Genomic DNA, 13,667 nt, shown 5'->3' on the forward strand with positions numbered 1-13,667 from the left:
TATGGATGATTTAACCCTGCGTTATTACGACGCTGAAATGCGCTATCTGCTGGAAGCCGGCGAAGAATTTGCCCGTGCTCACCCCGAGCAGGCGGCTATGCTCAATCTCGATAAAGCGGGCGCGCGCGACCCGTACGTGGAGCGCCTGTTCGAGGGCTTTGCCTTCCTGATGGGCCGCCTGCGCGAGAAGCTTGACGACGACCTGCCGGAACTAACCGAAGGGCTGGTCAGCCTGTTGTGGCCGCATTACCTGCGCACCATTCCCTCGATGTCGGTGGTGGAGTTCACTCCTGTCTGGCGTGAGATGAAAGAACCGATGGGTATCGCCAGAGGTTTCGAGGTCAATTCGCGGCCGATCGGTGAAAAAGGCACGCGTTGTCGCTACACCACAACTAAAGAGATAACCCTTCAGCCACTGGCGTTGGAGCATGCCCGCCTGTCGACTGATCCTGACGGGCGCTCTGTCATCAGCCTGCGCTTCAGTTGTAGCCATCTTGCTGACTGGAGCCGTGTCGATCTCAGCCAGATCCCGTTCTATTTCAATGCTGACGCACCGCTGGCCTGCGCTATGCATGAAGCTTTTACCATGAATACGGCGCGTCTGTGGCTGCGCATGCCAGGTGACACGGACAGAAGGCCGATGGACGGGTATTTCACCGCACTGGGGTTTGGTGATGATGACAGGCTGTGGCCGAAGGGGGACAGCAGTTTCAGCGGTTACCAGTTGCTGCTGGAGTACTTCACCTTCCGCGAGAAATTTATGTTCATGGGGCTGCGCGGGCTGGAGGCCGTGATCTTTCCTTCTGAGCTTCCTTGGTTTGAAATCGACGTGGTGCTGGCGGAACGCTGGGAGCATGACTTCAGCTTTACCGAAAAGCACCTGCGCCTGAATTGCGTGCCGGTCATTAACCTGTTTCCGCTGGAATCCGATCCGCTGACGCTCAATTCTCTGCAAACCGAATACATGCTGCGCCCGATGCGCGTGCAGGATGGCCATACCGAGATATATACCGTGGATTCGGTGATGTCGTCGAGTCAGCATACCTACGTGCCGTTTTCGAGCTTCCGTCATAAGGGAGGAATGATGCGTCATGAAGCACCGGAATATTACTACCACACCCGCGTGCGCCGCGGTCCGTCCGGCCTGCATAACACCTGGCTCATTCTTGGCGGCGAAGCATTTGATAATCATACCGTCCCGGAAGACGAAAGCCTGTCGCTGACGCTCACCGGCACAAACGGTCAACTGCCACGACGTGCGCTGCAAAGCACCGTGCTTGATACGGTGATGAAAACCACTTCGGTCAGCATTGCCGTGCGCAACCTGTGCGCGCCGACGCTACCTTGTTACCCACCGGCGCAGGACCGTTTCCACTGGCGCGTGCTGAGTCACCTTGGCAGCGGATTTCTGTCGATGATGGATAATGCCGACGTGCTGCGCGGTACCCTGGCGCTGTATGAATGGACCGACAGCGAGATGAACCGTCGCCGCCTGGAAGCCATCATTGACGTGAAGCACAGTGAAACCGAACGCTTTGAGCAGGGCTATCTGGTGCGCGGCGTGCAGATTGAGGTGACCCTGGACAGCCATGGCTTTGCCGGGCGCGGTGACATCTGCCTGTTTGGCGAGATGCTGAGTCGTTTCTTTGCGCTCTACACCGACATTTATCTGTTTAACCGACTGATTATCATCCTGCAACCTACCGGAGAGCGCCTGGAATGGGAAGAGAAGCACAATCGCCGTATTCCCGGCTGAGCCCACGGCTGGAAGCCGACCTGCATCGCATTAACTTTTACCGTTTATGCCAGTTACTGGAGAAGCGTAACCCGGGCAGGCCGCTGATGGGCTCGACCAGTCACCCGGGGGATGATCCGGTACGCTTTGCCCCACATCCGGGGATGGGATTTCCGGCCAGTGAGATGAAAGCCGTGGAATATGATGAGGAGGATGACAGCCGGCCACCACTCATCCGCACGACCTTTATGGGAATGTACGGTGTCGACTCACCCTTGCCGACGGCGTATCTCGATGACATCGCTCAGCGTCGGGAAGGGCATTATGCACTACAGGGTTTTCTGGATATCTTCAGTCATCGCATTCTGACGCAGTTTTACCGTATCTGGCGTAAATACTCTTATCCTGCCACCTTTGAACCCGGTGGTACGGACAGCATCTCGCAGTCACTGCTGGGCCTGGTGGGGCTGGGTATTCCCGGCACAGCAGACCACATTGCCACACCGGTATCCCGTTTTCTGGCTTTGCTGGGTGTCCTACAGCAACCGGGCAAAACGCAGGAGGGGATGCAGGCGCTGGTGACTTTGCTGGCCCCGGAAACCACCGTTAAGGTTAGCCCGTACTGCCTGCGGCCGGTGGAAATTGGTCAGCCACTGGGCTTTTACGGTGATGACGATTTTCTGTTGGACGGCAACACACCACTGGGTGACGAAGCGATGGATGCGGGTAGCCAACTGCTGGTTGCGCTTAGGACGGATAATGAACAGGAGGCACAGGGCTGGAAGCCGGACGGTCTGCTGTATCAGGACTTTATGGTGATGCTTCGTGTCTGGCTCGGTTGGCGTTTTAAGGCAAAACTCACCCTGACCACCCGGACCCGACTTCTTGCCGTTCCGCCGCTTGGTGAAGGCCCTTTCTGGCTCGGGATGAACGGCGTGCTGGGGGCTGATGAGGGGGAGTTTACAGACGATATCCCACCGACCTTTACGACGGAACTGGGCTATTACACCGGCCTGAAGCCGGCAATATCACAACAAGGAAACCGACGTGTTACGTACAAGTTCAATTAAACATGCGAGCTTGCTGCCTGCTCTGCTGGCATTCAGCCTGACGGGGTGCGGGGTGACGCAGGGCATCACTGATGGCACCAAATCGGCATTTAACTCCGTGTTCTACAAAAAAATTAAGATGCTGCACCTGGATTTCACGGCGCGTGAAGCGTTAAACACCGATTCCCGCGAAAATAACTCACTCTCCGAGCCGGTGGTAGTCCGCGTCTATCAACTGAAAGACCGTAAAATCTTCGATAAAACGGTTTACCAGCAACTCCTGAAAGATGGCGAAACCATCCTGAAAGCCGACCTGCTGGCGACCCGAGATGTGGTCGTAAAACCGGGTGGTGATACAAATCTTGATATGCCAATGGAAGAAGAAACGCAGTTTGTCGCGGTAGTCGGCCTGTTTCGTCACCCGGACCTGGACAACAATACCTGGAAGCAGGTTCTAAAACGTGAAGATCTCGATCCGGATAAGCCGCGCATTCTGGAGGCCGGGAATAACCACCTGACGTTACAGCCATTGAAGGATGACTGATGCCAAAGGGACATAATACGCCATCGCTGTATGAAATGCTGAGCGGCAATTTCTCAGGTGGCCTGAACCTCAACCAGGTCAGCGAACAGAATCAGGTGATTTTATCAGTACTCGATAACATGCAGCGCACCCTCAACTGCCGCGCTGGTACGCTGGCTCACCTGCCAGACTACGGCCTGCCGGATATGACAAAAATCCTCCAGGGGATGCCTGGAACCGCCCATCAGCTGATCACCACACTGTCGGCCGTGTTGCTGAAATATGAGCCGCGCCTGAATCGAATTAACGTGGTGATGCAGGAACAGATTCAGGCCGGTGAGCTTCGCTACGCCATTGACGCGGAGCTGAAGGGGGTCGGGTTAGTTCGATATGGTACGGAATTTATGCCGGAGGGCAGGGTATTAATCCGTCATCTGAAACAACAGCAATACCTCGATGCACGTGCCGCCATCTAGTTATTACTCAGGTTAAAACAGTTATGACAATAAATTCTGAACGCCAACTTAAAACCGGCGGGGATCCGCGCACGCTTGCGGATTACGCTGCCTTGCGCGAAGAAATGAACAAGCTCACCCATCCGGCACGCCCGGATTTGAACTGGCAACACGCGGAAACGCTCTGTCTGTCACTGTTCGGGCATAACGGTGTGGAGCTACAAACGGCTGCCTGGTATACGCTCGCCCGTACACATCTGGCCGGATTGTACGGTATGAATGAGGGGCTTGCGGTACTTGCTGCACTGGTAGCCCGCCAGTGGGGAAACCTCTGGCCACAGCCTGTCCATGCGCGAATCGAAATCCTCAGTGCACTCAGCAAGCGCCTGCAACAGGTAGTACGAACGCTATCGCTGACGTACGCTGACTTAGGGCAGCTGTATCAGTCTGAAGAGCATCTGAGCGCTTTGGGGGACGTCTTGCAGCGTATGGAACTCAAGCATGCTACTCAGCTTGATGCTCTGCGCACGATGATGCAGAACGCAGCAGTGCGTCTGGAAAACAGCGAAAATACGGACATGAGTCTGCACGGTGACGCATTGGGTGCTACGGAAATTCACCTCGTCGAACCGACTGAGCGTAGTAAATGGGTTTATGTGGTTGAGCCCGAGCCGGTGCTGAACGTTGGGGTGGTTAAAGAACCTCCGGTGTCGATGAAACCCTGGAAGCCATTTGCTGCTGGAATGTTGACCATGCTGGTGGCAGCCAGTGTCGTCGCAGGAGGATGGCAGATGTTGCATGCGCCAGATTCGGCACAAGCGCAGCTAGCCGCGGCTCTGGCTCCTCTACCTCAAGGGCTATCTACAGGGCAATTAGAGGCGCTGCAACAAACGTCACCGTCACCGGAACCGGGGATTGGCAGGACACAACAGCTGTTAGCGCAGCTTTTACAGTTGAAACCAGACTGGGCAGTGAGCTTCGGCGACCGTCTGGTGCAGCAGGCGCTGATGCTGTGGCCGGAAGAGGCCAAACCCCTGGCGCAGCATTGGCAGAAACAGATGAGTATCGCTGCGCTAGCAGATTTAGATCTGAATGGATGGCATCAGGGTATGGCGCAGTTGCAGCAGTTGACGAACAAGCTGAACGCACTGGATGAACAGAAGGGGAAGTACATGACGGTGAGTGAACTGAAATCAGACGTGTTTGCCATGTCGCAGTCATTTAGCCAAACCATACCGCTTGAGGAGCAGCTTCGTCTGCTTTCCACTCTACCTGCCGGGCAACCCCGGTCAGCAGCGCAGCAAAACAAGGTCGAACAACATCTTCAGCAGTTGATTGTTAGCTACGCCCTGCTGAAGCACAAAAAAGAACAATAAGACTGGCGAAAAACACGGAGTTAACATGTCAGTAAGAGAGCGTTTTTTTAAGAAAGTGCAGCAGAATAACGTAAATAAACCGATTCATATTAATTCGGCTGAAGCCGAAGTCAGGGTTTTTTGTCAGCGGATGGATGATCTTGCACAGCAAATTATTGTTTGGTTTGAGGGTTCTGGTATTGAAGTCCTGTTATCCCAAAAGCATATCACCGATTTGAGTACAGTCGGCTACAGCCTCAGTAGCAGTATATGTCGTTATGTCATCACGACTGTCATTCTGCGAAATGGAGATCGCAGCGTCAGCATTATACCAGAACAGATCATCAGGGGATCAGAGAAGGGGTGTATGACAATGTGCATTAATGCCCCCGGCAGTATATCGGGGGAGAGGATATACCATTTAAGCATGGCGCCTGAAACAGGCTGGTATATTCGTCGCGGACATCAAAGTGTGAAAGAGAATGTTCTCATGACGGAGGACTATTTTTTCCAGTCAGTCGACTGTCTGGCCTGAACGTAAGCCAGCCTGGTGGGAGGTCACGGTAACGTAGTTGATATATATTAACTACGTTAACTTATTAAGCATGACTAAACAATGTTGCCCTACGGTACTCCTTCTTAAATAGGTAAGCGCTAATATTTAAGGGGGGGGCGGTAACCAAACTACAAGCTGGATATTTACCGTATATCATGCTTTTTATCTGCCTTAAGCGAAACTGCTCAAATCAAACTGCAAAACAACAAACCAACGACGAACGTGAGGACAAAATACTGTGGCAATGCTATAAACCTTAGTGCCCACAAAAATATAAAGTCGTAGGAAAAACTATGCTTAGAAATATTAGTGTCAGAACCTTCATTGTCTATTTCCTTTTATGTGTGTTTTTGGTAAGTGATGGAGTTATAGCGCTATTTTCAGGGAGTTTTTCGCTTTTTATTGCAGTCATTATCGTACAATGTATCGCCTTAATTTTACTCTGGGCGTATATGACAAAATATCTTGTGACGCCGATCAATACTGTGAAAAAAAGTATTGAAGAAGTGACGTCAGGCAATCTCGGCGTGTCGATCCCTGAATTCGGCAACAACTGTGCGGGACGACTGATCCCGGGCATTAATAGTCTCTCCAGCAACATTGCAACGCTGGTCCGTGAGATCCGCGCCTCCTCGCAAACCGCGATGACCCTGTCAGATCAGCTTTCTTCACGCAGCGCGCAGCTTTCCGTTAAAACAGAACAGCAGTCAGCTTCGCTGGTGCAAACGGCAGCCAGCATGGAAGAGATGGCTGCAAGTACAAAAAATAATGCCGACAATACCCGTTTAGCCAGCGAACAGGCGAATATCGCGACGTTGCAGGCGCGTAAAGGCGGAGAGTTAATGGGGCAGGTCGCGAACAATATGCAATCAATTACCGACTGCGCCCAGCAAATGACAGAGATTATCTCGCTGATTGACGGTATCGCTTTTCAGACCAATATTCTGGCGCTTAACGCCGCCGTTGAAGCGGCAAGAGCGGGCGACCATGGAAAAGGATTTTCAGTGGTCGCTGGTGAGGTCAGAAGCCTGGCGCATCGTAGCGCCGAAGCGGCAAAAAATATTAAGTCATTGATTGAAGTCACCAGCCATAACGTGACGCAGGGCGTTAACGTAGTCTCTGAAGCTGAAAAAAACATGCACGACATCGTTACCGGCTCGGGCAACGTGAGCCGTCTGATGGATGAAATTTCAGCCTCAACATCGGAACAAGAAAAAGGGATTTCACAAATCACGCTGGCATTGTCAGAGCTGGAACGCGTAACACAGAGCAATGTGTCGATGGTTGAAGAACTGAACGGTTCGTCAGATGTGTTGCGCAATCAGGTGATTGAACTTCAGACACGAACACGTAATTTCCGTCTGAAGAACGAGTACCAGGCTGATAATGCGTTAATAAGCCGCGAATGGGTGGTGAATTCCTGAGCATATTCAGGATGATGCCTCACATAATTATTGCTTAACCCTCGACGAAAGCTAGACTGACACCGAAAGAGATAAATCGGTGGAGGCGCTGTGGAGAGCATTAAAGGGTCTGAAGTTAACGTACCTGACGCGGTTTTTGCATGGGTACTTGATGGGCGCGGGGGCGCAAGGCCGCTTGAAGATCAGGATCACATCGACAACGAACACCCATGCTGGCTGCACCTCAACTACACGCACCCGGACAGCGCCGAGTGGCTCGCGTCCACGCCGCTATTGCCCAACAACGTTCGGGATGCGCTGGCGGGAGAAAGTCTCAGACCTCGCGTCAGCCGGATGGGTGAGGGGACGTTAATAACACTGCGTTGCATAAACGGCAGTACGGATGAGCGTCCGGATCAGCTGGTGGCAATGCGTGTCTACATGAATGAACGATTGATTGTTTCCACCCGTCAGCGAAAAGTGCTGGCGCTGGATGACGTCATTAACGATCTGAAAGAGGGCACGGGGCCTACGGATTGCGGAAGCTGGCTGGTGGATGTATGTGATGCGCTGACCGATCATGCCAGCGAGTTTATTGAAGAACTCCACGATAAAATCATCGATCTGGAAGACAACCTGCTCGATCAGCAAATTCCCCCACGTGGTTTTCTGGCGTTGTTGCGAAAACAGCTTATTGTTATGCGCCGCTATATGACCCCGCAGCGCGACGTCTATGCGAGACTGGCCAGCGAACGCATGAGCTGGATGAATGACGATCAGCGTCGCAGAATGCAGGATATTGCTGACCGGCTGGGACGTGGTCTGGACGAAATTGATTCGTGTATCGCCAGAACGGCGGTCATGGCGGATGAGATAGCACAGGTAATGCAGGAGTCATTAGCCAGGAGAACCTATACCATGTCGCTGATGGCGATGGTCTTTTTACCGAGTACGTTCTTAACCGGGTTGTTTGGCGTCAATCTTGGGGGGATCCCCGGCGGTGAATATCACTATGGCTTCACCACGTTTTGCGTCATGTTAGTGGTTTTGATTGGGGGTGTTGCATGGTGGTTGCATCGTAGTAAATGGCTGTAAATTTACGCATTTTCTAATGCTGCGACTGCTTCAAAACGACATTTTAATTGAGCGAAGTCAATAAACTTACACCATGTTAGGTGCAATATTACTCCCGCAGGTGAATGCAACGTCAAGCGATGGGCGTTGCGCTCCATATTGTCTTACTTCCTTTTTTTGAATTACTGCATAGCACAATTGATTCGTACGACGCCGACTTCATAGTCGGCTTTTTTTTGCCTCCTTTTTATCTGCGTCTACCCTTTAGGGGTAAGCACCCAAATCTGGAGGAAAAGATGAGTATGCTACTTGCCCTGCAACGCCTGAACACATGGCAGTCCGATCCGGTGCCCACCGATCCGACCCCAATTCCCGATCCCATCCCGCGTCCGCAGCCGATGCCGGATCCGCCACCGGACGAAGAACCGATTAAATTGTCGCATCGTTAGCGGAGATCTGCGAGGATACGCGCCATCTGACTGCAATCATTACCATGAGAGTATATTGTGACCGCTTTTTCCACGCTGAACGTTCTGCCTGAAGCCCAACTGACAAACCTGAATGAGTTGGGTTACCTCACTATGACCCCTGTCCAGGCCGCCGCGCTGCCGGCTATCCTTGAAGGCCGGGATGTGCGCGTGCAGGCGAAAACCGGTAGTGGAAAAACGGCTGCATTTGGACTCGGCCTGTTGCAGCATATTGATGCAACCCTGTTTCAGACCCAGTCCCTGATACTCTGCCCGACGCGCGAGCTGGCCGACCAGGTCGCGGGTGAGCTGCGTCGTCTGGCGCGTTTTTTGCCTAACACTAAAATTTTAACGCTCTGCGGCGGACAACCGTTCGGTGCGCAGCGCGATTCCCTGCAACACGCGCCGCATATCATTGTGGCAACGCCGGGCCGTCTGCTTGATCACCTGCAAAAAGGCACCGTTTCACTCGATGCACTGCAAACGCTGGTGATGGATGAAGCTGACCGCATGCTGGATATGGGCTTCAGCGATGCGATTGACGACGTGATCCGCTTTGCGCCAGCCACGCGTCAGACGCTGCTTTTTTCTGCCACCTGGCCAGAGGCGATTGCGGCGATCAGCGGGCGCGTGCAGAAGAACCCGCTGACCATTGAAATCGATACTGTCGATGCATTGCCAGCGATTGAGCAGCAGTTCTTCGAGACGTCGCAGCAGGGCAAAATTCCACTGCTGCAAAAATTGCTTAGCCAACACCAGCCAGCGTCCTGCGTGGTGTTCTGTAATACCAAAAAAGATTGTCAGGCGGTGTGCGATGCCCTGAATGATGCCGGACAGAGCGCATTATCGCTGCATGGCGATCTGGAGCAGCGCGATCGCGATCAGACGCTGGTGCGTTTCGCTAACGGCAGCGCTCGCGTGCTGGTTGCAACGGATGTGGCGGCTCGTGGCCTGGATATCAAATCGCTTGAACTGGTGGTGAATTTCGAACTGGCATGGGATCCGGAAGTGCATGTCCACCGCATCGGGCGTACCGCGCGTGCGGGTAACAGTGGTCTCGCCATCAGCTTCTGCGCGCCTGAAGAGGCGCAGCGCGCTAATATTCTTGCGGAAATGCTGCAACTGAAACTCAACTGGGTGAATGCCCCCGGTAATATCAGCATCGCTCCGCTGGCGGCGGAAATGGCCACCCTGTGCATCGACGGCGGTAAAAAAGCCAAAATGCGTCCCGGTGACGTTCTGGGGGCGTTAACAGGGGATATCGGTCTCGACGGGGCAGATATTGGCAAGATCACGGTCCATCCTGCACATGTCTACGTAGCAGTTCGCCAGTCGGTTGCGCATAAGGCCTGGAAACAGTTGCAGGGCGGGAAGATTAAAGGGAAAACCTGCCGTGTTCGGCTGCTGAAGTAAGGGAAAAAAGCGTCTCAGAAGCACTGTCTGAGACGCAGTCAGGTTATTTCACTTCCACCACGTTCAGGCGCAGTTCATCGAATTGCGCATCCTCTTCCTCTGGCTGCCAGCCAGCAGGCTGCATCGGGATCTCTTCGCGGTCAAACGCCAGATCCCCGCCATTCACCACCTCTGAACCGTGGTTAATCCCTTTGAAATCGAAAAGTTCAACATCGGCGAGGTGCGAAGGCACCACGTTCTGCATGGCGCTGAACATGGTTTCGATGCGGCCCGGATAGCGTTTATCCCAGTCACGCAGCATGTCGCCAATGACCTGACGTTGCAGGTTCGGCTGTGAGCCGCACAGATTGCACGGAATGATAGGGAAGGCTTTGGCCTGAGAGAAACGCTCAATGTCTTTCTCGCGACAGTAGGCGAGCGGGCGGATCACGATGTGTTTGCCGTCGTCACTCATCAGCTTCGGTGGCATTCCCTTCATTTTGCCGCCGTAGAACATATTCAGAAACAGCGTTTGCAGAATGTCGTCCCGGTGATGACCCAGCGCAATCTTGGTGGCGCCCAGTTCGGTTGCGGTGCGGTACAGAATGCCGCGACGCAAACGTGAGCAAAGCGAGCAGGTCGTTTTGCCCTCTGGGATCTTCTCTTTTACAATGCCGTAGGTATTCTCTTCTACGATTTTGTACTCAACGCCCAGGTTCTCAAGGTACTCCGGCAGGATATGCTCCGGGAATCCTGGCTGTTTCTGATCGAGGTTAACCGCGACCAGGGAAAAGTTCACCGGTGCGCTTTGCTGTAGATTGCGCAGGATCTCCAGCATGGTGTAGCTGTCTTTACCGCCCGACAGGCAGACCATGATGCGATCGCCTTCTTCAATCATGTTGAAGTCTGCAATGGCTTCGCCCACGTTACGGCGCAGTCGCTTTTGCAGTTTATTCAGGTTGTACTGTTCTTTCTTGTTAATCTCTTGATTTTGTTGCATCTATTCGTTACTCAGATCTCAAATGGGGCACAGGGTGAGAAAACGATTTCAAAGCGTCAGCTTCGTGTTCATCTCTTCTATCCATGTAGCATAGATTTCATACACCATCTGCGCATTTACGTGCCCCATCTGGTTAGCGATAAAAGACGGGTTTGCGGCTACCGGTAAAAACCAGCATGCGAAAGTGTGTCGTGTATGGTACGGATTGCAGCGCCGAATGCCAGCACGATTTACAAATGAGCCCCTCAAAGAAGTTTGGTTAAGACTAACGGGTTGTCTACACTTACAGCTTACGCAGTAAAAACGGAGGTGAAAATGTCTGACCGTCCCGTTAATGGTGACCATCCTGATTATAATCCCAGCCCGGATAACCCGGAAAAGGATGGAAGAAAACCGAAAGATGATCCTGGCTCAGCGCCTGAATCAGGCGATAAAGATCCAGAGTAATGACCAGCCGCCTCTACGAAGGCGGTTTTAACACCCATTACGGCCTCTCTATGCGCAACGCTATTCACGATATTCCGATACCCGCTCAGAACCCCCTGTTTTGCCGGACGAGAAGGTGAGATAAAGCACCGATCTCATCCCCGCGTTCCAGCACGTTTTACAGTTCTCCTGCTACGCTTTTGAGGGGGACAAGGGAGCGCTTCTATGAAAAATAAAGACGAACAGACAGGATTAGTTGGGCTGGCGATTGGTGCCGCCGTTATCGGGCTGGTTTCAGCGCAGAAGATCATCAACCGTGAAAGTATTGTCGATGAGCTGGTGAGGCTCGGCAGGCAGAAGGGGGATGGTGTCGAAGATGAGGTCTTTTTAAAAGCGGCTGAGTTAGTGAGAAAAGGGGTATAAGCGATGGCTGAAATTCGTCATGCACAGTGTCATTGTGGGGCGGTGAAATTTACTGTTGAGCTGACGGACGGCCTGAATACCGCACGGCGATGTAGCTGCTCGTTTTGCAGGATGCGCGGGGCAGTAGTGGTTTCCGCGCCGTTGACGGGTATTAAGGTGACGCAGGGCGCGGACACGCTCACAGAGTACCGTTTCAACACCGGCACGGCGCGCCATTTCTTCTGCTCGGTTTGCGGTATTTACACGTTCCATCAACGACGTTCCAATCCCAATGAATATGGTGTGAATGTCGCCTGTCTGGAAAATGTTACGCCATTCGACTTCCCGGAAGTGGCGGTAATGGATGGGATAAATCACCCTATGGATGGCGACAGCGGGGTAATTGGCTATCTCTCTTTTCGCAAAGAACAGGCGAAACAGAGATAAAATTAGCCCGCAGATCGCTGCGGGCTAACGGGATTAGAACTGGTAAACCAGACCTAACGCTACGATGTCATCCGTACCGATGCCATTGTTTTTGTAGAATGAATCATCTTCATCCAGCAGGTTGATTTTATAATCAACATAGGTGGACATGTTTTTGTTGAAATAGTAGGTAGCACCGACGTCAGCGTATTTCACCAGGTCTTTATCGTCCTGACCATTGCCCAGATCTTTACCTTTGGACTGTAAATAGGAAACAGCCGGACGCAGGCCGAAGTCAAACTGATATTGTGCGGTCACTTCAAAGTTCTGGGTTTTATTTGCAACCGCATCTGCATTGTCGCCGTACGGCGTCATATTACGGGTTTCGGAATACATTGCAGCCAGGTAAATGTTGTTGGCATCGTATTTGAGGCCTGCGGTCCATGCATCCGCAGTATCACCTCCCGCAGTAGTGTAATTTACCTGATCGTTAGTACGGTCAGATGAAGCATATGCCGCGCCTGCGCTGAAGCCCATGCCGAAATCATAGGTTGCGGAGATACCGTAACCGTCACCATTTTCATGACGTGTATCACGACCGTTGTTGGTCCCTTCATTGGTAGAGCAGAAATTCTCATCGCAGTTATTACCTTCATTATTACCCTGATACTGCACCGCGAAGTTCAGACCCTGCACCAGACCAAAGAAGTCGGTGTTACGGTAGGTCGCCACGCCGTTTGCACGACCGGTCATAAAGTTATCGGCATAAGTATAAGAGTCGCCACCAAATTCTGGCAGCATATCGGTCCAGCCTTCTACGTCGTACAGGACGCCATAGTTACGGCCGTAATCGAAGGATCCGTAGTCGCCCACCTTCACACCCGCGAAGGCCAGACGCGTCCAGGACTGATTGTCAGAGCCTTCGGTGTTGTTTGCCTGAATGTTGTATTCCCACTGCGCGTAACCGGTCATCATGTCGTTGATTTGGGTTTCACCTTTGAAACCCAGACGCATATAGGTTTGGTCGCCATCTTTTGACGCATCGTCAGAGAAATAATGCAGACCATCTACTTTGCCATACAGATCCAGTTTATTGCCGTCTTTATTATAAATTTCAGCTGCGTGAGCGGCTCCAGCCATTAACAAAGCGGGGATCATCAGTGCCAGTACTTTTCTTTGCATTTTGATTATTCCTTTGCAGTTATTTTTTTATTGCTTAGTGAACTTTCCGGGCTGGAAAGCTGTCCCATGCTAAATCACACAGAGGGCTGATGAATAAAATATAATTGTTACGGGTTGAGTAAAATCTAAAGCAAATGATGCGTTTGAAATAACAATTGATGCCGTGAATTAATCGTTATAATCGATACAAAATAAAAATTATTAATTAAGTGGTAAAGCAGG

General features: G+C 52.2%; 15 protein-coding genes and 1 pseudogene. 13 read left to right on the top strand and 3 right to left on the bottom strand.

The features are described 5' to 3' along the window. Position 1 precedes the first annotated feature (1 nt). The 10 genes from tssF to dbpA all read left to right on the top strand — a co-directional run bounded on the left by tssF (position 2) and on the right by dbpA (position 10,030). Entirely contained in the window at positions 2-1,756 is a 1,755-nt protein-coding gene (gene tssF, locus L350_RS17860; RefSeq protein ID WP_032624163.1) for a type VI secretion system baseplate subunit TssF, read from the top strand. Further along, a complete protein-coding gene (tssG, locus tag L350_RS17855; RefSeq protein WP_032624165.1) occupies positions 1,720-2,805 on the top strand; it encodes a type VI secretion system baseplate subunit TssG in 1,086 nt (361 codons plus the stop codon). The genes tssF and tssG overlap by 37 nt, the downstream gene beginning before the upstream one ends. Beyond that, positions 2,783-3,328, top strand: a complete 546-nt coding sequence (gene tssJ, locus L350_RS17850; RefSeq protein WP_032624166.1) for a type VI secretion system lipoprotein TssJ — start codon at positions 2,783-2,785, stop codon at positions 3,326-3,328. The genes tssG and tssJ overlap by 23 nt, the downstream gene beginning before the upstream one ends. Further along, entirely contained in the window at positions 3,328-3,783 is a 456-nt protein-coding gene (gene tssE, locus L350_RS17845; protein WP_032624167.1) for a type VI secretion system baseplate subunit TssE, read from the top strand. The genes tssJ and tssE overlap by 1 nt, the downstream gene beginning before the upstream one ends. A gap of 23 nt (positions 3,784-3,806) precedes the next feature. Then, positions 3,807-5,138 (top strand): VasL domain-containing protein, encoded by a 1,332-nt coding sequence (locus tag L350_RS17840; protein WP_032624168.1) that lies wholly within the window; start codon positions 3,807-3,809, stop codon positions 5,136-5,138. 25 nt (positions 5,139-5,163) lie between these two features. Continuing rightward, entirely contained in the window at positions 5,164-5,652 is a 489-nt protein-coding gene (locus tag L350_RS17835; RefSeq protein WP_032624169.1) for a hypothetical protein, read from the top strand. Positions 5,653-5,966: 314 nt separating this feature from the next. After that, positions 5,967-7,097 carry a methyl-accepting chemotaxis protein gene (locus L350_RS17830; RefSeq protein ID WP_022648264.1) on the top strand — a complete coding sequence of 377 codons (1,131 nt, stop codon included), beginning with the start codon at positions 5,967-5,969 and terminating at the stop codon, positions 7,095-7,097. Positions 7,098-7,187: 90 nt separating this feature from the next. Beyond that, positions 7,188-8,171: a zinc transporter ZntB gene (gene zntB / locus L350_RS17825; RefSeq protein WP_032624170.1), complete on the top strand. Its 984-nt coding sequence runs from the start codon at positions 7,188-7,190 to the stop codon at positions 8,169-8,171. 281 nt (positions 8,172-8,452) lie between these two features. After that, the gene (locus tag L350_RS24425) at positions 8,453-8,599 is read left to right on the top strand and encodes a proline-rich small protein YnaL (RefSeq protein ID WP_369702450.1); all 147 of its coding nucleotides are present in this window, start codon (positions 8,453-8,455) and stop codon (positions 8,597-8,599) included. 57 nt (positions 8,600-8,656) lie between these two features. Beyond that, positions 8,657-10,030: an ATP-dependent RNA helicase DbpA gene (gene dbpA / locus L350_RS17820; RefSeq protein ID WP_032624171.1), complete on the top strand. Its 1,374-nt coding sequence runs from the start codon at positions 8,657-8,659 to the stop codon at positions 10,028-10,030. A gap of 43 nt (positions 10,031-10,073) precedes the next feature. On the opposite strand, the gene ttcA is transcribed toward dbpA, so the two are convergent. Together ttcA and L350_RS24620 are read right to left on the bottom strand one after the other, a co-directional pair. Beyond that, positions 10,074-11,009, bottom strand: a complete 936-nt coding sequence (ttcA, locus tag L350_RS17815) for a tRNA 2-thiocytidine(32) synthetase TtcA (RefSeq protein WP_001186974.1) — start codon at positions 11,007-11,009, stop codon at positions 10,074-10,076. 48 nt (positions 11,010-11,057) lie between these two features. Further along, a pseudogene (locus L350_RS24620) lies at positions 11,058-11,243 on the bottom strand (tyrosine-type recombinase/integrase); the annotation flags it as partial. A gap of 81 nt (positions 11,244-11,324) precedes the next feature. Here L350_RS24620 and L350_RS24625 point away from each other — a divergent pair. The 3 genes from L350_RS24625 to L350_RS17805 all read left to right on the top strand — a co-directional run bounded on the left by L350_RS24625 (position 11,325) and on the right by L350_RS17805 (position 12,284). Further along, entirely contained in the window at positions 11,325-11,456 is a 132-nt protein-coding gene (locus L350_RS24625) for a hypothetical protein (protein WP_255248590.1), read from the top strand. Between the two features lie 204 nt (positions 11,457-11,660). Next, a complete protein-coding gene (locus L350_RS17810) occupies positions 11,661-11,858 on the top strand; it encodes a hypothetical protein (protein WP_022648260.1) in 198 nt (65 codons plus the stop codon). A gap of 3 nt (positions 11,859-11,861) precedes the next feature. Continuing rightward, entirely contained in the window at positions 11,862-12,284 is a 423-nt protein-coding gene (locus L350_RS17805; protein ID WP_023300213.1) for a GFA family protein, read from the top strand. A gap of 33 nt (positions 12,285-12,317) precedes the next feature. On the opposite strand, the gene ompC is transcribed toward L350_RS17805, so the two are convergent. Next, entirely contained in the window at positions 12,318-13,445 is a 1,128-nt protein-coding gene (gene ompC, locus L350_RS17800) for a porin OmpC (RefSeq protein WP_022648258.1), read from the bottom strand. Positions 13,446-13,667 lie beyond the last annotated feature (222 nt).

It is taken from the genome of Enterobacter sp. MGH 4, assembly GCF_000534735.1.
Classification (GTDB): Bacteria; Pseudomonadota; Gammaproteobacteria; order Enterobacterales; family Enterobacteriaceae; genus Enterobacter; species Enterobacter intestinihominis.